The sequence below is a fragment of the Peribacillus sp. NPDC094092 genome (assembly GCF_050279365.1).
GTDB lineage: Bacteria > Bacillota > Bacilli > Bacillales > DSM-1321 > Peribacillus.
This window is the reverse complement of sequence record NZ_JBNNUC010000001.1, coordinates 211,258-231,760: the sequence shown is the minus strand read 5'-3', so window position 1 is coordinate 231,760 and position 20,503 is coordinate 211,258. Positions and strand designations below refer to the sequence as shown.

Here is a 20,503-nt window from a genome sequence, read left to right as displayed (position 1 = left end):
ATAATGGGGGAGAGGCAAATAGCATATTCTATTTGTCTCCCTTTTTCTGCTTCCAAATATGTAAATACCAGAATTAGAGGAGGGGGTTAATGATGTCAAGGTTACAAGAATTAAAAGACGTGTTGGAAAATATAAGCTCCGCATGGGAGCGGCAGGAAAAAGCAGCCATGGTCATGCAGATAGGTGTAAAGGGTTCAGCATACAGACTTCCAGGTGCAAAGATGATGATGGCATCGGACGGTCGTATGTACGGCACGATAAGCGGAGGATGCTTGGAAAGCGATTTATATGGCTGGGCGGAAAAGGCTATGGAAACTAACGCTTGCGTTACACACCAATATGACTTGAGCGAGAATGAAATTTGGGGGTTGGGAATAGGATGCAAAGGTAAATTGGATATATGTATTCTCCCTATTGAGCCAGATGACGAATTCTGGAGCATGACAAATCAAATTGTCCAGAAAGGACAGAAATTCACGATGATATTGGATGTATCCTCCGGTAATGGTTTAATCGTCGATAAATATGGCAAACTTATTGGGAATTCTGGAAGTTTGCCATATGAAGTCGTTGAGAAAGCAAGGAGGGTAATGGATACACAAACTCGGGCGGAATTGATGAACCTGGAGGGAAAACGATATTTGATTGATGCTATAAACCCCAGTGAGCACTTGATTATTGCCGGTGCTGGCAGGGATGCTGTCCCAGTTGTCGAATTGGCAGCAAAAGCTGGGTTTTCCGTAACGGTATTGGATTCACGCAAGAATTTCAATAATGACCGGTTGTTTCCTTTGGCTTCTAATTTGCAAAAATGCCCAGATGAAATAAACCCATGCGATTACACGGGGGCATGGTGGGTAGTCATGAATCATGTCCAGTCCTTAGATGAGAAGACCTTACAAGTGGCTTTGAAAAGTGACCCACGATATATTGGGGTGCTTGGACCAATCTCCCGTACAACGGAAATGCTCAAAATAATTGGTGAAGACTTCAACAGCGGTCCAATCCACTCGCCAATTGGTCTGGATATCGGTGCCGAAACGATGGAAGAAGTCGCAATAAGTATTGTGTCTGAATTGATGTCGATTAGAAATGGAAGAATACCCGCACCCTTGCATGGAAAAGTGAAGATTCATGCCTAATATAGGCGCGATCATCCTTGCGGCAGGCATGTCGATTCGAATGGGAGAACCTAAGCTGCTACTTCCTTTACGTGGCCAACCTCTATTTCGCCATGTCATTGATTCCATCCTTGGCAGCTCCATGCATCCCATCTATTTGGTTGCCGGAAATTATATAGAAGAAATCCGTCAACATAGTGAAGATTATCCAGAATTGAAGATCATTCATAATCCGAATTTTGCAGATGGAATGTCCACTTCTCTAAAACTTGGAGTTCAGTCCATTAAAGAACATGTGGATGCAGTCATGATCTTCCTTGCGGATCAGCCCCTTATTTCCCTCGACGTCATACAAGCTTTACTAGAAAAATATATAGAGTGTAAAGACGAAGGAGTACGGATCGTCCGGCCGAAATATAAAGGAGAGTTAGGACATCCCATACTAGTGGATTCACTAATACTCAAGGAATTTCATTCAATAGAAGGTGATCAAGGGGGTAAAAGCATCATTAAAAAATATGATGCAGTGACTGAGACCGTTTCTTTTGACAATTCGATGTGGGGATTTGATATTGACACGCCTGAAGACTTCCTTAAAGTGAAACTGCATTTGAAATCAAATCATTGAAATGCTCTGAGTCATTCCTGGTGAAAGATCACGCAGGACGAAAAAAAAGGGAAGGTCGAAATATTCCCCGAAGCTTTCAAAATGCTGAAAAGCTATTTAGTAAAAGGGTTCCTACAATTGCGGACTGAATTCTCGCAAATAGGCACCCTTTAATGTTAATTTTATTCGGAAACACGTTTTATGTAATCAAGGTAATAATCATAGTTTTTTTGGATATGGATCGTATTGACCTTTATTGCTCTTTCTGCATCTTTGTCACGGATGGCATGGATTACCTGCAAGTGCTCGTTGTTTCGTTCCTCATACCAAGATTTATCAACCATTGTAACATCTTCATTACGGGCCGATAAAAAGGAAATTCGAAAAGATAACCATAATGAATCCGTCGTTTTTTGGAGGAAGGTATTTCTCGAGTAGGAATATAATAAGCGGTGAAATTCAATATTTGCACGGCTTGCCGCTATTCGGTCATTACTATTGATTGCCTGTTGCAGTTTATCCGTTGCCCATTCCAGTTTTTTTAATTCCTCTTCCGTAATTCCTTCACAAGCTTTTTGTATCGAATAGTTTTCGAGCATTTTCCTGATTTCCAATTCCTGATGTAAAAGTTCAATATCCACATTGGATATGACCATCCCTATACCAGGTTTCACCTGAAGTAAATTCTCCTGTTCCAATTTCCTCAAAGCTTCACGAACCGGTGTACGGCTACAATTGAATTGTTGGGCGATATCATCTTCCGTTAAACGGTCTCCAGGCAAAAATATCCCTTCAATGATCGCATTTTTTATTACAAAAAATATAGCTTCCCTTAAGGGCTTAGAAGAATAATGTTCTATTTGTTCTGTAATATATTGATAGTGATTGGTTTCCATGGTGCTCCTTTCTAAAATCCAATTATATACAAGTATATTCATTTTATCTTAAAAAACGATTGAAGTCATTGCAATGCTTCAGACTTTTAATTATTTATACAAGGGGTCGTTTCTGTTGCGGCACTAAAGGAAGGGGGAGGAGTTATGAAACTATTATAATTTGTCAGGGAATAAAATCCAGGGAAGCACTCATCCCATGCTGAAACTATGGAACTGCCTGATCCATTTTGGGAAAACAGGGGTGACATGGAGTATTAAGATAAGGTCACAGTAGGTTATATAGTCATCGGTTTTGATATGGGTCACTATACCTCGATGAATGATGTATAAAGGGATTCTTAATGCATATTACCATGCAAGAAGTGAGATTCATGTTGCTCGATTACATAAAGATGCTATGATTGAAATCGAAGCTTATTTTAAAGAAAAGAGAATGTCAGATTGATATTTGCTTTTCTTTAATATACATAGAGGAAACAGGAGGAGTTCAAAATGAATTTAGCACAATTTCCCAGAAAACGATATACACCTACATATACACCAGTTGAGAGATTAGATCATTTCTCTGAAGTTCTTGGGGGCCCATCCATTTATGTGAAACGTGATGATATGCTAGGACTGACTGCCGGGGGAAATAAAACAAGAAAACTGGAATTCCTTGTTGCCGATGCATTGGAAAAAGGCGCGGATACATTGATTACATGTGGAGGCATTCAGTCAAACCATTGCCGTTTGACACTGGCTGCTGCGGTTAAAGAGAAAATGAAATGCATCCTTGTGTTGGAAGAGGGAATTTCAAAAAATTCAGAGCCGGATTTTAACGGTAACTATTTTCTTTATCATTTATTGGGGGCTGACCAAATAATAGTCGTCCCTAATGGAGCAGACTTGATGCAAGAAATGCAGAAAGTGGCTAAAGAGGTAACAGAGAAAGGACATCGACCTTACATCATTCCGGTTGGGGGCTCCAATGTCATTGGGGCAACGGGATATGTTGCATGCGCTCAGGAAATCTTGGCACAGTCCTTTGACCAAGGGATTGATTTGAAAGCAGTGATTTGTGTAAGCGGCAGTGGGGGAATGCATGCTGGTTTGGTGTCGGGATTTCATGGAAGTCAAAGTGGAGTTTCCGTTATTGGAATTAACGTAAGCAGAGGAAAAGCGGAACAAGAAGAGAAGGTTTTTCAGCTTGTTAAAGAAACTTTAACACATATCGGCATTCCAAATTCGATACCTCGTGAGGCTGTTACGTGTTTTGATGAGTATGTCGGACCGGGTTATGCTTTGCCTACACCTGAAATGGTGGAAGCAGTCAAGCTAATGGCAAGAACAGAAGGGATATTGCTGGATCCGGTATATACGGGTAAAGCGGCAGCAGGACTCATTGATTTAATACAAAAAGGCACATTTAAGCCCGAAGATAACATCCTATTTGTTCACTCTGGCGGTGCTTCATCGTTATACGCCAATACTTCCCTATTTAATTGAAATGCTTATCATTTAGTATGCCTTAATCAACATATGTATCGAAATCTTTCATGCTGAATTTTGCTTGGTGTGAAAACGGCTTGATGGAATTTAAGTGTTTTTTAGAGGCCCTGTTATGATCAAGTGGAGAGCGCTTAAAAGAAGAATTTTAAAGAAGAAATAGGAAACGGTTCTCCAATGTGCTAACGAATTGATAGCGGATTAGACTATTGTCCATGTATAAAAGAGGATTCTACATTTGTAGAATCCTCTTTTATGATTTTGTTACTTTTCGATTAAAGACGTCGTATGATCAAAAACGACTTTTCCATCAGCGATCGTTAGCTGTACCTTTATATTGGGGATTTCTTCTATTGGAACTTCAAAGAGATTTCGTTCCAATACTATGATATCTGCAAGTTTCCCCACTTCTAATGTACCAAGTTCCTCATCTCTAAAAGTACCATAAGCGGATCCAGCTGTATAAGCTTTCAATGCTTCGGAAAGTGTGATGCACTCATGTGGATGCCATACCGTTTCTCCGCTGCTGTCAATTCTCGTTACTGCACGATAAATTTGCAGTAGCGGATCAAGGGTATCGATTGGGAAGTCCGTTCCAAATGCCAATTTTGCACCGGCTTCTTGCAATGTTTTAATCGGAAAAACATGCTTTTCTCGTTCTGTACCAATTCGCTCGGTGTAAACTCCTCTTTCGGACATTGCAAAGTGATCCGGCTGCATGGAAGCAGTCACGCCTAGCTGTTTGAAACGATGAACATCATTCGGGTGTATCACTTCAATGTGTTCAACAGAATGACGTGAATCACGTTTACCGTTTGTCTTTTGCGCTACTTCATAGGCATCTAAAGCGAGGCGGATCGCTGCGTCGCCAATGGCATGAAATCGAATGCTGAAGCCTTCTTTATCTGCATCAACGACCCATTTTTTGATCGTTTCAGGAGGGAACGAAGATTCACCGCATGTTTTCGGTTGATCAGCATAAGGCTCAAGTAAATAAGCGGTGCGGGCGGTAATGACGCCATCGATAAATTGCTTCAATCCTGATACACGAAGTTTATCGGATTGATACGTATCTCGTAATCGTTTCACTCGTTCAAGATTGCCATTTAAAGCAGGCCATAAATGAATGCGGGCTGTTAATTCGCCATTGTCTTCGAATTCCTTGAAAACATCATAATCATTAAGCATTTCCAATGCTTCCATAGCAAATAAGTCGTGAACGGATGTTACTCCTAAACTAGCTGCATAAGCGAGGAAACTCGTGAAAAGTTCTCTCTTTTGTTCTTTAGTAAAATCATAGGCATGGAGGATAACTGCGTCCATTGCTTTTTCGTATAAAAGACCATTAGGTTCACCGGTTTCGTCTTTTCCAATAAATCCATACGAAGGGTTTTCCGAATGACGGGTGATATTAGCGATTTCAAGCGCCTTTGAATTTACCCATGCGTAATGTCCTTCGGCGTGAAACATGAGCACCGGACGATCTGGGAGAATACCATCCAATGAATGCCGATTCGGTAATTGCTGCGTATCCCAATATCCTGCATCCCATGAAGTGCCGATTATCCATGGATCTTGCGGACGTGATTCGGCAAATTCAAGAATTGTTTCCAACGCATCTTCTTCTGAACGTGCTGAGAATAAATTGGCACTATTCATCGAAACGGCCCCATCCATCATGTGAAGATGGAAATCATGAAAACCCGGTATAATTAATTGCTCATTAAATTGATAGATTTTCGTATTCTCGCCTGAATAAGATTTAACCTCCTCCTCAGAACCAATCGCAATGATTTTGTTGTCCTTAATCGCAATCGAAGCGGGTTCCGGTTGATCATTAAGACCTGTAAATACAGCATTACTAGAAATAATCACATCAGCAAGTTGTTGATTCATTATCAATCGTTCCTTTCAAATCCATGGAATAGCTTCCATATTATTAAGCTTGTTCAATGGCAAGCTCAGGAGGCGGTTGTTTAAACATTTTCGTAAGATTTAGAAGGTACACAAATCCGATCGCAAACCAAGTTCCTCCTAGCATTAGCGAATAGATGTCTAACTTTATCCAAAAGAAACCTGTCAAAGAAGCACCAATTAACGGAATGATAAGGTACCGGATCGTCCCCGTTAAAGAACGCCGTTTTTTCCGGAAATAATAGTGAGCGATAACCGAGAAGTTAACGAAAGTAAAAGCGAATAATGCACCAAAATTGATCAGAGAAACGGCTGTCGTAAGACTTAAGAACAGAGAGCTTAAAGCTACGCCCCCTATAATCAATATGTTGAAAACAGGTGTACGAAATTTAGGAGAAAGATATCCGAATACTTTGGCAGGAAGTACACGTTCACGTCCCATTGCATATAAAATACGTGAAGCACTTGTTCCCGATGCAATGGCAGATGAAAAGCTTGACATGATTCCTTCAGCAAGAATATAACTTATCAAAAAATTACCCCCGATATACATGGCAATTTCCATATAGGCAGATTCCGGGGCTTTAAATGATTGGTAGTCTGGCCAGACAAGCTGTAAAAAATATGAACCGATAAAATAATATACTCCACCAATGATTGTTACAAGATAGATGGCCCTAGGTATAGATTTTCGGGGGTTTTTCGTTTCTTCAGAAAGAGTCGTCACTGCATCGAATCCTAAAAAGGAAAAGCATAAAATAGGAATTATGGACATGAAGCCCTGCATATTTATATTTGCATCAATAAATGGGAGGATAGAAAAAAGCGTTCCTGCTCCTTGACCATTTAAAAGACCCTTTATTGAAAAAATCGTGAACAACGCAAGTGTTCCGAATTGCAAGAATAGAAGCCCCGTATTAAGCTTGGCTGCTATCTTAATCCCAAGAATATTTATTATCGTAACCGTGACGATGAATAGAATAATCCAAATGTACATAGGAATCAAAGGGAAATAGGCCTTCATTGCAATTCCTAACAATAGAGCACTAATCATTGGGCTGAACATATAATCCAGTATGATGGTCCAACCTACGAGAAAACCAATGTGAGGACTTAGGGATTTTTGCGTAAACGTATAGGCAGCGCCAGCATTTGGAAAGGCTTTAACCATTTGCGCGTAGCTGTATGCTGTAAATAGCATAACGATTAAGGCAACGATATAAGCGGTTGTAATCATCCCGTTCGTGCTTTGAACAGCTATTCCATATGTTGAAAATAAAGTAGTTGGAGCCATAAAGGCCAAACCAAAAAACACGACATTTTTTAATGGTAGTGTACGTTTTAAAGTTGGTGAGTTTGTGTTATTCATATATCAGTCCCCCATATTTAAATGGCTACTTCAATAAAAAGTAAACATTAGGTGATAAAGGCGCTCATTAGTGGAGCATCTAAATTTGAAGCCGTTTATTATTGCCCCAGAATATCATAAACTACTTTTCCATCCACAATCGTTAACTGTACCTTAATATCTGATATTTCTTCCACGGGTACCTCAAAGAGATTTCGTTCTAAAACTACAATATCGGCAAGCTTATCTACTTCCAATGTTCCTAATTCCTGCTCTCTAAATGCACCGTAAGCGGGACCGGCTGTATAAGCTTTCAATGCTTCGGCAAGTGTGATGCGCTCATGTGGATGCCATACCGTTTTTCCGCTGCTATCGATTCTCGTTACTGCACGATAGATTTGTAGAAGCGGATTAAGGATATCAATGGGGAAGTCCGTTCCAAATGCCAAATTCGCTCCGGCTTTTTGCAAGGCATTAATCGAGAAAACATGCTGTTCACGTTCTGTACCAATTCGCTCGATGTAAACTCCTCTTTCTGACATCGCCAAGTGATCTGGCTGCATCGAAGCAGTTATACCAAGCTCTTTGAAACGATGGATATCATCTGGATGAATCACTTCAATATGCTCAATGGAATGACGTGAATCTCGCTTACCGTTCACTCTTTGTGCTTCTTCATAAGAATCTAAAGCTAGACGGATTGCTCCATCTCCAATCGCATGAAAACGAATGCTGAAGCCCTCTTTATCGGCATCAACGACCCATTTATTAATCGTTTCAGGAGGGAAAGACGTTTCACCGCGTGTTTCTGGTTGATCCGCATATGGCTCGAGTAAATAAGCTGTCCGGGCGGTAATGACGCCATCGATAAATTGTTTCAGCCCAGACACACGGAGCTTATCCGATTGATACGTCTCTCGTAAGTGTTTGGAGTGCTCAAGATCGCCATTTAAAGCAGGCCATAAATGAATACGTGTTGTTAATTTATCTTTGTCTTCAAATTCTTTGAAAACATCCAGTGATTCTATTGTTTTTAAACCATGTAAATCATTGACAGCTGTGATCCCTAAACTTGCGGTGTGTGCCAAGAAATTAGAGAAGATTTCATTCTTATATGCATTTGAAAAATTGAATGCGTGACGGATAACTGCATCCATTGCTTTTTCAAATAATATACCATTGGGTTCTCCATTTTCGTCTCTTCCTATAATGCCATAAGAAGGATCTTCCGTATGACGAGTAATATTTGCAATTTCCAATGCTTTCGTATTCACCCATGCATAATGGCCTTCTGCGTGAAACATGAGTGCTGGCCGTTTAGGGAGAATTCGATCCAATGAGTGCCGAGCCGGCAATTGTTGTGTATCCCAATAACCTGCATCCCATGTAAATCCGATTACCCATTGATTTTCCGGTTTTGACTCAGCGAATTCAGAGATCATTTCTAGCGCTTCATCTTCTGAACGAGCTGCAAACAGATTGACACTATTGAGGGCAACGGCACCTTGCATAATATGAAGATGGAAATCATGGAATCCCGGCATTATTAATTGGTCCATAAACTGGTGGATTTTCGTGTGCTCACCCGCGTATTTTTTTATTTCTTCGTCAGAACCAATCGCAATAATTTTGTTGTCCATGATCGCAATGGAAGCGGGTGCAGGTAGGTCGGAAAGACCAGTAAATACAGTATTGCTTGAAATAATTATGTCAGCTAGTCGTTGACTCATCATCAATCAATCCCTTCTTTTATTTAGCTTCATTATTAAGCTTCTTCAAAGGCAAGCTCAGGAGGCGGTTGTCTAAACATTTTTGTTAAGTTTAATAGATAAATAAAACCGATTAGAAGCCAAGTTCCACCTAGCATTAGTGAATGTTTATCTAGTTTTATAAAAAACAATCCAATTAATGCAGCACCAGTAAGCGGGATAATCAAATATTGAACCGTTCCTTTAAAAGACCTCTGCTTCTTTTGAAGAAAATAGTAAGAAACAACCGAAAGATTCACAAAGAAAAAGGCAAAAAACGCTCCAAAGCTAATAAACGATACAGCTGTCGTAAGATTTAAGAAAAGAGCACTTAACGCAACCACACCAATGAGTAAAATATTGAACACAGGTGTCCGGTATTTAGGGGAAAGATAGCCGAAGACTTTTTTCGGCAATACATTTTCCCTTCCCATCGCATACAAAATACGGGAGGCGCTCGTTCCCGATGCAACGGCTGAAGCAGTAGTGGATGTTAGCCCCACGGCAACAAAGAAGCTCACAAAAATGTTTCCGCCAATATACATCGCGATTTCTAAATAGGCGGATTCAGGGTTATTGAAAGAATGAAACTTTGGAAAAATTAGTTGTGCAAAATAAGAACCTGTGATAAATAAAAAACCGCCAATCATTGTTATGAAATAAATCGCTTTTGGCAATGTTCTCTTAGGATCCTTCGTCTCTTCTGACAATGTAGTTACTGCATCAAAGCCTAAAAAGCTAAAACATAGAATAGGGATGACAGAAAGAAGAGCAGGTACGCTAATTTCAGAGTCATAAAAGGGAAGGGTTGAAAATAATGTCCCTGTTCCTTTTCCGGCAAGAAGCCCTTTAATGCACAAAATAAAAAATAGTGCAAACAATGAAAATTGCAAGAAAAGCATATACGTATTAAGTTTCGCTGCTAATTTAATGCCAAGAATGTTGACAGCGGTAATAACCACAATAAATAAAATGATCCAAACAAACATCGGAAGTGATGGAAAATAAGCTTTCAGTGAAATTCCGACGATTAGGGCGCTGATCATCGGGCTAAATATATAATCAATGATGATTGTCCAACCAACGATGAACCCAAGATGCGGGCTTATGGATTTTTGCGTAAACGTATATGCTGCTCCTGCGTTCGGAAACGCTTTCACTAATTGGGCATAGCTATAAGCTGTAAATAACATGACAACTAAAGCAATGGCATAAGCCGTTGGCACCATTCCGTCGGTACTGTGTACAGCGACCCCATAGGTGGAGAAAAACGTTTTTGGAGCCATGAAAGCCAATCCAAAAAAGACGACATACTTCAAAGTGAGAGTACGTTTTAGAGTTGCTGAATTCGTATTTTCCATAAATCAATCCTCCTTTTAAATTAATTGCTAACGGTCACTACGCTAATTGATAGATTATTCCGAATATTAAATTTAGAATTCCGTATATATTCGAAAAGTTTAATTCAACTTGTGAACGGAGACAGCTTCTATGATTGGATGCTGTTTAAGCGTTTTCATAATTCCTCTATTGTGTGTCCTCTAATTAGCCGCATAGGGGAGTTGGTAATGAAGAGTAGGAAAAAGACAGGAACACGATCAAAACGGCATTGTCTTTTTTTGATTTTAAACTTTTTAATGAATGGCATCACTCCTTAAAAACAAAATGATATTTTCAAATAATTCCTTGCTGCTTCATATAGGAAAGCATCACTCCATTCTGTATGTATAAATCCATTATAAAGTCTCGTCTAACACCAGAGTAAACAGTTACAATACAAAAAAACAGCCCTGAAATGATAATACTTTCATTTCGAGGGCTGCTCACTTCTAGTTTACTTTTTCCTGAATCGGAATTTGTATTTCATAATAAGCTTCATCATATTGATCAGTCAGAGAAACGTCAACCTGCATGATTCGAAAGGCATCACCAGTAATAACATAGCCATGAGTATCACAATAATGGAGTAGCTTTTTAAGCTGGGTTAGCATTTTCTCCCTTGTGAGTCCTCCATAATAGGAACATAAAAATAGCCCTTTTTCAATCTTTTGGGTTAGTTGCTCTGACTCTCCATCTTGAACAAGAATGAATAATTGAGATTTATAGTCACTTAGGTTACCGGAAAAGTCAGATGATTGAAGAATAATATCAAAGTACTCTTTCTTGATGAAATCTCCAAATTTATTGCTGGCCAATGCAGGAATGATTCCACCTATCCTGTTTTCGAGCTCCAAGAATCCAAGGTACAGATTTTCTGTATCCCCCCAACTTACCGGCCTGGCTAGCTGGATGTATTCCCGTTCTTCAAATTGTTTTATCACGATATCCGAATTCCTGTAACTGTTGGTGAAATGTTCAATATTGTTTAATCGTGTCATCAATATATTATGGATATCTTGCAATTTCTTAATCTCTTCCTGTATATCGGCCATTGATTTTTGAAGTGATTGAACCGACTTTTTGACATTGCGATTCGTAAGAAATTGCTTGATTTCCCCTAAGGAAAACCCGATTCCCCTTAATTCTTTTATCGTTCCGAGAACTTCATACTGGGAAATGGAGTAATAACGATAGCCAGTTTCAGGATCAATATGATAGGGCTTTAGCAATCCAATTTTATCGTAATGACGCAATGTATCTACCGTTACACTTCGCAACTTCGCCATTTCTCCTATACTCAGCTTATTTTGCATGGCTTTTTCTCCTAACCAACACAGAATTTATCTATATTAATAACATGATTTTCTCTTATTATAAAGTAGTGATTCTTGTTGTGTATAGCCAATAGTAGGATGATTGCATTCCACTTCCAGGTTTAAGTCGAATACAGGACGGAAAGGTTGAGCTGCAATTTTATGGACGTGGGCTTACCATTACAACCCTGAAGGATGGAATAGCAAAAATTGTTTTCTTTTGACGTAGCAAAACCCAGTTCAACATTTTTCCTGGTGACTTGTATAAAGCGTGATAAAGTTGGATGAGGGTAAAGAATAAAAGTTTAGTTTCAAAAGGAACTGGATTGCATCAGGAATTTGTAATGAGGGAACGTATGTTTTATAATGTGCTTTGAGAAAGTATTACCTATCGAAAAAGGGGAGGTATTATATGTATAGTACAATTTCGGATTTTATTAAAGAGTGGAATAAAGAAGCGATACTGACCCAAAATGTTTTGGATAGTTTGACTGATGATTCATTAGCACAACAAGTTTATCCCGAAGGTCGCACTTTAGGAAGAATTGCATGGCATTTCACCACGAATATCCCAGATTATCTAGCTCATTTCGGGTTCAAGATAGACCGGATAGAAAGTTCAGTAAACGTCCCATCTTCAGCCCAGGAAATTGCTATCACTTTTAAAAATGTAAGTTCTCATGCTGCCGCAATTATTGAACAGCAATGGACAGACGAATCCCTTGAACAAACACAAGAAGCGTTTGGAAGACAGGAAACAAATGCTTCCATTCTTATGGGTCTAATCAAGCATATTGTTCATCATCGCGGACAAGTTACGGTTCTGATGCGCCAAGCAGGAATAAAACCTTCTGGGGTTTATGGACCGCCAAAAGAAGATTGGATTCATCTAGGTGTACAACATCCACCACTTTAAAAACAGGTGCTGCCTTATAGAGTTAAAGAAACAGACAGATTCTAATTTTTAAATATCCCAATTTCTCATTTATATCACTGAGAGATTGGGATATTTAATAGTTGCTTTTTTTCCTTATAATTAATTCAGCATAGCTGGACGGCAATTTAAAACCCCACCATCAAGGCATTAAAGAGTCTCAAATACACTTATCAAAATTGTTTCAATGGTATTTACTACCATAATGACCTCTAACTCATCGAATCATTTTCGTACCCTATTGGGGTAGCTTTTCTTCTGTATTCACCTGAAGTTAATTCGCGAATTTTATTGCAACTAACGAAGGTAAAGCCTCTAGAACTTGTAACTTTTAGAAAGGAGAATTGCCTTAAAACGCAAAATAGAGCGTTCTAAGGGGACATGTATTTTCCGATTCTGAAAAGGCTTAGTCCTCTACACTATTTTCCTTTTAAGCACAAACAGATTGTCCATATATTCATAGAATATAGGATTAAAATGCTCTTTACGAGGGACATTTGACAAAGCTCAAATTTCTCATGTTAGACATTTTAGCAGTAAAGAGAAAAGGAGATGACGATAAAATGACTTGTACGATAAAAGGTTTAACTCAACCAATTTGTTTAACTCTTATTTACAATTTAAGTTCTCGCTTACTTGTAGATTCTTTCATTGATTGTGGAAACTGTGAACTAGAAGCTAGTTTAGATCCTAATAATAGAAATCTAACGATTAAAGTACCTCTAACTATTGGAGGTGAAGTTACATTTACTGATAATTTACAATCAGGTTGCGTTACAACACTTGTGGAATTAACTAAACAATCAAAGAAACAGAAAAAATGATTACAATACACTTTATAGCAGGAACTACACGTATCTCGACTGAATCCTAAGTTAACAAAAAGATCCAAGAGCTTTATCTATGTTTACCAAAGGTTTGGCTCTTTTCCTTGTTGCAGGAATGATTTTAAAAATAGAAAAGTAAACAATTTTTTAAAATTGCATTTTTGTTTACTGCTGCTTTCTAAAAGTTATAATATATAGAATTAGCCTGGAGCGAAAACGCTTCAGGCTTTCTTTTTGTTGTTTTTATCGTTTGCGTTCATAAAAGTACAATTTTAAACAAATTTTTTATTTATATACAACTTATTTGGACAAGCATTCACGCAATATTAAAAAGCAAAAATATATTAACTGAAACAAAATATGGATAAAGTTATTTATGATGATTAAAAAGGGCCGATCAATGGATCGTTTAATATGGGTAATTTTGGAAATCTGAAGGCCTTTTAGGAGAGTTGACAATGTTAATGGGTAACTCTCATGGTACAATTTAGTTAATAGCAGTAAAGAATAGATAGAGAGGAGCTTTAATAAGTGCTCAAGAATAGAAAAGTAATCGTAACAGGCGCAGCTTCTGGTATAGGAAAGGAAATAGTGAAACAATGCTTATTTGAGGGGGCTTCAGTACTTGCATGCGATATTAATCAACATTCTTTAAATGATTTAATGCTGTCAATGGACGATCGATATCCCCTGCATACATATCAGTTAGATGTAATTAATCATGAAGAGGTGGTTAAATTTTTTGTATATGTTGAAGCAGAGCATTCTGATGTATATGGTTTAGTGAATAATGCTGGAATTTATTTGGCGAAAAATATACTGGATTATCAAGTAAATGAAATTGATAAAGTCCTGGATATAAACGTTAAAGGGTTTATTTATCTCACACAAATGTTCGGCAAAAGATTGTTCCATGCCCAAAGTGAGGGAGTTATCGTTAATATGTCTTCAGTGTCAGGAATAGAGGGCAGTTCAGATGCAATCTATGGGTTATCAAAAGCTGCCATATTAGGTTTAACGAAAAGCTGTGCCATGAATTTTTCACCATTCATCCGAGTTAATGCTGTTGCTCCAACGATGGTTAATACTCCCATGATGGGTACTATACCTGAATGGAGAAAAGAGGAGTATGTAAGTCACCAACTTATCCATACACCTGTCCTCCCAGAAGATGTGGCTGATACTGTCGTCTTCTTATTATCAGATAAAGCCAAACATTATACAGGCGCAACGTTTGATATTAATAATGGAGGATATCTAAGATAGTTCTGCTTCCTGGAAATAAACAGGTTCTTAAGGTTACAGGTAGAAGAATTACACGTTGCCCTTGTTTATATTAGTTTTTAGATCGATTTTAATTTCTAAACTTAGCTATCACCCTATCAATGGGTTTTCATACAGCATTAATAAGCGAGCATTTTTCTCAATGATCATCCTATGGGCTTTGCTTTCATAGGCCATTTTTTGTTTAATTCAGTTATAAAAGTTTTGACATTCTTTTTATCTTCCATAATTGGGGAATAGACGTACGAAAGTGTTCTGTTAAAGGATTCTTTTTTCACCTGAATAATAGAGAGGATTTGATTTTGTACATCCCTTTCTATCACACTTCGGGAAAGCAGAGCTAGCCCTGCGCCGTTTTTTATAAGTGTTTCTTTAATTCCTTGATTACTGCTTATCGTGAGTATCGATTTAATTTTCAATCCATTTGAACGTATGACGTGGTTAAGGTACTCACGTGTCCCTGATCCAACTTCCCTTGTTACCCATGCCTGGTCATGTAAATCAGTAATCTCGACTTCGTCTTTATTAGCGAGTTCATGGTTGTTAGAAGATACAATGAATAGCTCATCTTGCATGAATGGGTGAACAGAAAGCTCTTTTTCATTAGTTTGCCCCTCGATTAAACCAATATCCACTTCGTATAGCCGAACGGCTTGAACGATTTCTTCCGTGTTTCCGATTACGACTTGAAGTTCAAGCTCAGGATAGTCCTCTTGAAGGTCGATGAGTAAAGAAGGAAGGATATACTCTCCTATTGTAAAACTTGCTCCTATCTTCAATTCGCCCTTGATGGACCTATCGTGTTCCTGAATGTCTTGTCTGGTCTGTTCATAGATTGTGATCATTTGCTTGGCCCGGTCGTAAAGAATTTCTCCCGTTAAGGTGACTTTTAGGAATTTAGGAGAACGGAGAAATAATTTGGTTTGGAACTCTTCTTCTAATTTTTTTATATGCAAACTAACACTTGGTTGCGACATAAGAAGCATTTCTGCTGTTTTTGTAAAATTCTTGACTTCCACAAGGGTCACAAATGTTTTTAGAGCATCATAGTACATAGAAATTTCCCCTTATTATTAATATTCTTAATAGTTACAATAAATTATATATATTTTACTAATGATGTGCCTTCCAGTAAAGTTTTAATGAGAAACTTATTTTAGGAAGAGTATAAGCTGGGGATGGTTAAGGTCCTTTATAACCTTATTTTTTATTTGTAGCGTGCTATGAACCTATAAGACTGTATTTTCAATTTTTTTTGGATTTAAAACCGACTTCGTCTATAGGAGTAAACGAGTTAATTATTTTATGGATGGAAAGAAAAATGTTTAACCCACTCGTTATACCAAAGTGTCAACTAAGATAAGTTAATATCCCTTTGTGAGGTGGAAATCGTGCAACTTCAGGTAAGTAACAGTCCCTTTAATAATGAGCAGGCAGAGCGCCTTAACAGCCTCCTGCCTAGCTTGACAGAAACACAAAAAGTTTGGTTGAGCGGTTATCTGACTGCAACTTTGTCAGTTTCGAATATGAGTTCAGCCGACGCTCCGGTAATGGAAGCTCAAAGCAGCGGAAAGACAGTATCAAAAGAAGTGACCATACTTTATGGTTCACAGTCGGGCAATGCTCAAGGGCTGGCAGAAAATGCGGCGAGTAAGCTTGAGGGTAATGGCTTTCAGGTTACCATTTCATCCATGAGTGACTTTAAATTCAACAATTTGAAAAAAGTCCAAAATCTCCTCATTTCCGTTAGCACGCATGGGGAAGGTGATCCGCCGGATAATACATTATCTTTCCATGAGTACCTTCATGGAAGGAGGTCACCAAGCCTTGAAGGTCTCCGCTTTTCAGTTTTGGCGCTTGGGGACAGCTCATATGAGTTTTTCTGTGAAACGGGAAAACAATTCGATAAACGGTTGGAGGAACTTGGCGGGACACGGTTATTTCCGCGAATGGACTGTGACCTTGATTATGATGAGCCTGCTTCCGAATGGCTGGAAGGAGTCATTTCTAGTTTAAATGAAGGGCAAGGCAGTTCTGTTGCTGCAGTTCCCGCAACGATGGCTCCAGTAGGTGAACAAACGTATTCAAGAACAAATCCGTTTAAAGCGGAAGTGCTTGAAAATATAAACCTGAACGGTCGTGGCTCCAATAAAGAGACACATCATCTCGAGTTATCTCTTGAGGGCTCTGGTCTTACATTCGAACCTGGAGACAGCCTTGGCGTTTATCCGAAAAATGATTCGGATTTGGTGGATATGCTTCTTAAAGAACTCAATTGGGACCCAGAAGAAACCGTGAAGGTCAATAAGCAGGGAGAAGTTCGTCAGCTTAGGGAATCGCTCATCTCCGATTTTGAAATTACGGTTTTGACAAAATCCCTCATTGAACAAGCGGCCCAGCTATCAGATAACGAGGATTTAAAGGAACTTTTAGTGCCGGGTAATGAAGACAGATTAAAGGAATATCGTGAAGGCCGTGATTTGCTTGATTTTATCCGTGATTTTGGCTCATGGGGTGAATCGGCCCAAGAATTCGTATCAATTCTCCGGAAAATTCCAGCACGCCTATATTCAATTGCGAGTAGCTTATCCGCATATCCGGATGAAGTGCATTTGACAATCGGAGCTGTCCGGTATGAAAGTCACGGACGCGATAGAAAAGGTGTCTGCTCCATTTTATGTGCAGACCGATTACAGCCTGGGGACATGCTGCCTGTTTACATTCAGCATAACCAGAATTTCAAGCAGCCAAAGAACCCAGACACTCCAATAATCATGATTGGACCGGGAACGGGCATAGCTCCATTCAGATCCTTTATCCAGGATCGCGAAGAAGCGGAAGCGAAAGGGAAAACGTGGCTCTTTTTCGGCGATCAGCATTTCGTGACGGATTTCCTTTATCAGACTGAATGGCAAAAGTGGTTGGAAACAGGCGTACTTACGAAAATGGATGTTGCCTTTTCACGTGATACTGATGAAAAAGTGTATGTTCAAAACCGGATGCGCGAGCACAGTGGAGAATTATATGAATGGCTTCAAGAAGGGGCGGCAGTATACATTTGCGGTGACGAGAAAAACATGGCACATGACGTCCATAATACGCTTATTGAAATCATTGAAAAAGAAGGCAATATGAGCCATGCTGATGCGCAAGCTTATCTTGAAGAATTGCAACAAAATAAACGCTATCAACGTGATGTGTACTGAAAATTTAGAGGAAAAGGAGATAACAACATGGTGAACCCACTATTGAAAGCACTATTGAAAGCACCAGAAGGCCCGCCTAGTGATGTTGAGCAAATTAAACACAAAAGCGATTATTTGCGAGGGACGCTAGGAAAAGTAATGCAAGATCGGATTAGTGCCGGTATTCCGGATGATGACAATCGACTAATGAAGCATCACGGCAGTTATTTGCAGGATGACCGGGATTTACGCAATGAGCGTCAGAAACAAAAACTGGAGCCTGCCTATCAGTTTATGTTGCGTGTCCGTATGCCCGGCGGGGTGGCACAGCCTTCTCAATGGCTTGTTATGGATGACCTTGCCCAAAAATACGGTAATGGGACCTTGAAATTGACCACAAGACAAACATTTCAAATGCATGGTATTTTAAAATGGAATATGAAAAAGACCATTCAGGAAATCCATGCTTCCATGCTGGATACAATCGCTGCTTGCGGAGATGTAAACCGGAACGTAATGTGCAATTCAATTCCATTTCAATCCGAAATCCATTCCGAAGTATATGAATGGTCGAAAAAGTTGAGTGATTATCTATTGCCACGTACAAGGGCGTACCATGAAATCTGGCTGGATGAAGAAAAAGTGGTCGGTACTCCTGAATTGGAGGAAGTAGAACCAATGTACGGAAAGTTTTATTTGCCAAGGAAGTTTAAAATAGGCATTGCGGTCCCTCCATCCAATGACATTGATGTCTACTCCCAGGATCTTGGCTTCATAGCAATTGTTGAAAATGGAAAACTCATTGGTTTTAATGTGGCGATAGGTGGTGGTATGGGAATGAGCCATGGTGATAAGGCGACATATCCCCAACTAGCCAAAATAATCGGCTTTTGCACCCCTGATCAAATACTGGATGTTGCTGAAAAGGTCATTACGATTCAGCGTGATTACGGAAACCGTTCCGTACGGAAAAATGCACGGTTCAAGTATACGGTCGACAGGCTTGGGCTCGAAACGGTAAAGGCAGAATTGGAAAATCGTCTAGAATGGAAGCTGGATGAAGCGAGAAGCTATCATTTTGATAATAATGGTGACCGCTATGGATGGGTAAAAGGCATGCAAGGAAAATGGCATTTTACATTATTTGTCGAGGGTGGCCGAATTGCCGATTCCAATGATTACAAGCTGATGACCGGATTGCGTGAAATCGCAAAGATCCATACCGGTGATTTCCGTTTGACGGCCAATCAAAACCTGATCATTGCAGATGTGTCAAGTCAGAAGAAGAAAAAAATCATAGAATTGCTTGAAACATACGGTTTGACGGATGGTGCACATCATTCGGCGCTCCGACGCAGTTCGATTGCATGCGTGGCGCTTCCTACATGCGGGTTGGCAATGGCAGAAGCAGAGCGTTATTTGCCGGTTCTGCTTGATAAAGTAGAGGCCATCGTAGATGAAAACGGGCTGAAAAACGAAGAAATCACGATACGCATGACCGGTTGCCCGAATGGCTGTGCCCGGCATGCACTAGGGGAAATAGGTTTTATCGGTAAGGCACCTGGCAAATACAATATGTATCTAGGTGCTGCATTCGACGGAAGCCGATTAAGCAAAATGTATCGTGAAAACATCGGTGAAGATGAGATATTGAAAGAGTTGCGTGTACTTCTTTCCCGGTATGCAAAAGAACGTCAGCAAGGAGAGCATTTCGGAGACTTTGTCATCAATGCGGGCATTGTTAAAGAAGTGACGGATGGAATGAATTTTCATGATTGATTAAATTCAGCAAGAGACAGGTATAAATTCCTGTCTCTTTTTGAATTCAATAGTTTTCCGTAGTACTAATCCTGGAACACCGGTATTTAAATATGACTTTTCGCTCTCATCGTCTATTTTTTTGACTTGCTGTTATTTTTATAGGCTACCTCTGCTTCAATCTCAATAAGATAATCCGGCGAAGCCAGACTTTGCACCCCTACTGTAGAACGAGCTGTTTTTACTGGATTTTCTTTTGTATTAAAGAACAGGGCATAGGCATCAAACCAACCTTGAAAATCTGGCTTTTCTCCTTTGTGTGGATCTGGCGCGACATATACACGAAGATAGGTTACGTCAGCGAGGGAAAGTCCTTTAGCTTTCAAATCTGCTTTTAATTTTTCTAAGATTCCGATAGCCTGTCTTTCTGTATTGCCATATCTCTCATAAGTGGTTTTTCCTTCCTTGTTTAAAAGAGGAGGGACTGTTCCGCTAAACAATAACCGGTTATAACTTTGAGGTATAGCAACCGAACTGGAAATCTCAGAAGTAGGGGAGCCAAAGAAGGTCACTTTATCTGAGTTCAATCCATTTTTATCTTTAGCTGCGGAAGCAAAAGAGATTCCTGTGATTAAACTTAAACCCAATACTGAAGTAGCAATGACTGATTTCATGTTTTTTTTCATAAAGTCAGCTCCTT

At 39.4% G+C, this 20,503-nt stretch carries 16 protein-coding genes; 8 read left to right on the top strand and 8 right to left on the bottom strand.

The genetic code is table 11. From position 1 onward, the window contains the following. Positions 1 to 92 precede the first annotated feature (92 nt). Both ACQKNS_RS01065 and ACQKNS_RS01060 read left to right on the top strand, forming a co-directional pair. Entirely contained in the window at positions 93 to 1,142 is a 1,050-nt protein-coding gene (locus ACQKNS_RS01065) for an XdhC family protein (protein ID WP_427640779.1), read from the top strand. After that, positions 1,135 to 1,749 (top strand): nucleotidyltransferase family protein, encoded by a 615-nt coding sequence (locus tag ACQKNS_RS01060; protein WP_427640778.1) that lies wholly within the window; start codon positions 1,135 to 1,137, stop codon positions 1,747 to 1,749. The genes ACQKNS_RS01065 and ACQKNS_RS01060 overlap by 8 nt, the downstream gene beginning before the upstream one ends. 161 nt (positions 1,750 to 1,910) lie before the next feature. On the opposite strand, the gene ACQKNS_RS01055 is transcribed toward ACQKNS_RS01060, so the two are convergent. Further along, a complete protein-coding gene (locus ACQKNS_RS01055; RefSeq protein ID WP_427640777.1) occupies positions 1,911 to 2,624 on the bottom strand; it encodes a GntR family transcriptional regulator in 714 nt (237 codons plus the stop codon). Between the two features lie 492 nt (positions 2,625 to 3,116). Here ACQKNS_RS01055 and ACQKNS_RS01050 point away from each other — a divergent pair, with 492 nt between their 5' ends. Further along, positions 3,117 to 4,112, top strand: a complete 996-nt coding sequence (locus ACQKNS_RS01050; protein ID WP_427640776.1) for a D-cysteine desulfhydrase — start codon at positions 3,117 to 3,119, stop codon at positions 4,110 to 4,112. Positions 4,113 to 4,376: 264 nt separating this feature from the next. Here ACQKNS_RS01050 and ACQKNS_RS01045 read toward each other — a convergent pair whose 3' ends face one another. From ACQKNS_RS01045 to ACQKNS_RS01025, 5 genes are all read right to left on the bottom strand, one after another. After that, positions 4,377 to 6,008, bottom strand: a complete 1,632-nt coding sequence (locus ACQKNS_RS01045; protein WP_427640775.1) for an amidohydrolase — start codon at positions 6,006 to 6,008, stop codon at positions 4,377 to 4,379. A gap of 43 nt (positions 6,009 to 6,051) precedes the next feature. Next, on the bottom strand, positions 6,052 to 7,395 hold the full coding sequence (locus ACQKNS_RS01040; protein ID WP_427640774.1) for an APC family permease: 1,344 nt from the start codon (positions 7,393 to 7,395) through the stop codon (positions 6,052 to 6,054). Between the two features lie 98 nt (positions 7,396 to 7,493). After that, complete coding sequence (locus ACQKNS_RS01035; protein WP_427642097.1) at positions 7,494 to 9,104, bottom strand: amidohydrolase; 1,611 nt, start codon at positions 9,102 to 9,104, stop codon at positions 7,494 to 7,496. A 35-nt stretch (positions 9,105 to 9,139) separates the two neighbouring features. Continuing rightward, the gene (locus ACQKNS_RS01030) at positions 9,140 to 10,483 is read right to left on the bottom strand and encodes an APC family permease (RefSeq protein ID WP_427640773.1); all 1,344 of its coding nucleotides are present in this window, start codon (positions 10,481 to 10,483) and stop codon (positions 9,140 to 9,142) included. A 468-nt stretch (positions 10,484 to 10,951) separates the two neighbouring features. Beyond that, positions 10,952 to 11,815: a MerR family transcriptional regulator gene (locus ACQKNS_RS01025; protein ID WP_427640772.1), complete on the bottom strand. Its 864-nt coding sequence runs from the start codon at positions 11,813 to 11,815 to the stop codon at positions 10,952 to 10,954. A gap of 412 nt (positions 11,816 to 12,227) precedes the next feature. Here ACQKNS_RS01025 and ACQKNS_RS01020 point away from each other — a divergent pair, with 412 nt between their 5' ends. The 3 genes from ACQKNS_RS01020 to ACQKNS_RS01010 all read left to right on the top strand — a co-directional run bounded on the left by ACQKNS_RS01020 (position 12,228) and on the right by ACQKNS_RS01010 (position 14,842). Further along, positions 12,228 to 12,731: a DinB family protein gene (locus ACQKNS_RS01020; protein WP_427640771.1), complete on the top strand. Its 504-nt coding sequence runs from the start codon at positions 12,228 to 12,230 to the stop codon at positions 12,729 to 12,731. 515 nt (positions 12,732 to 13,246) lie between these two features. Beyond that, entirely contained in the window at positions 13,247 to 13,573 is a 327-nt protein-coding gene (locus ACQKNS_RS01015) for a hypothetical protein (protein ID WP_427640770.1), read from the top strand. 534 nt (positions 13,574 to 14,107) lie between these two features. Continuing rightward, complete coding sequence (locus ACQKNS_RS01010) at positions 14,108 to 14,842, top strand: SDR family NAD(P)-dependent oxidoreductase (protein ID WP_427640769.1); 735 nt, start codon at positions 14,108 to 14,110, stop codon at positions 14,840 to 14,842. A gap of 164 nt (positions 14,843 to 15,006) precedes the next feature. Here ACQKNS_RS01010 and ACQKNS_RS01005 read toward each other — a convergent pair whose 3' ends face one another. Continuing rightward, a complete protein-coding gene (locus tag ACQKNS_RS01005) occupies positions 15,007 to 15,915 on the bottom strand; it encodes a LysR family transcriptional regulator (RefSeq protein ID WP_427640768.1) in 909 nt (302 codons plus the stop codon). A 336-nt stretch (positions 15,916 to 16,251) separates the two neighbouring features. On the opposite strand from ACQKNS_RS01005, the gene ACQKNS_RS01000 reads away from it, so the two are divergent. Further along, the gene (locus ACQKNS_RS01000; RefSeq protein ID WP_427640767.1) at positions 16,252 to 18,066 is read left to right on the top strand and encodes an assimilatory sulfite reductase (NADPH) flavoprotein subunit; all 1,815 of its coding nucleotides are present in this window, start codon (positions 16,252 to 16,254) and stop codon (positions 18,064 to 18,066) included. A 27-nt stretch (positions 18,067 to 18,093) separates the two neighbouring features. Beyond that, positions 18,094 to 19,824 (top strand): assimilatory sulfite reductase (NADPH) hemoprotein subunit, encoded by a 1,731-nt coding sequence (gene cysI / locus ACQKNS_RS00995; protein WP_427640766.1) that lies wholly within the window; start codon positions 18,094 to 18,096, stop codon positions 19,822 to 19,824. A 113-nt stretch (positions 19,825 to 19,937) separates the two neighbouring features. On the opposite strand, the gene ACQKNS_RS00990 is transcribed toward cysI, so the two are convergent. Continuing rightward, positions 19,938 to 20,489, bottom strand: coding sequence for a RidA family protein (locus tag ACQKNS_RS00990; RefSeq protein ID WP_427640765.1), 552 nt, complete (start codon positions 20,487 to 20,489; stop codon positions 19,938 to 19,940). Positions 20,490 to 20,503: the final 14 nt, after the last annotated feature.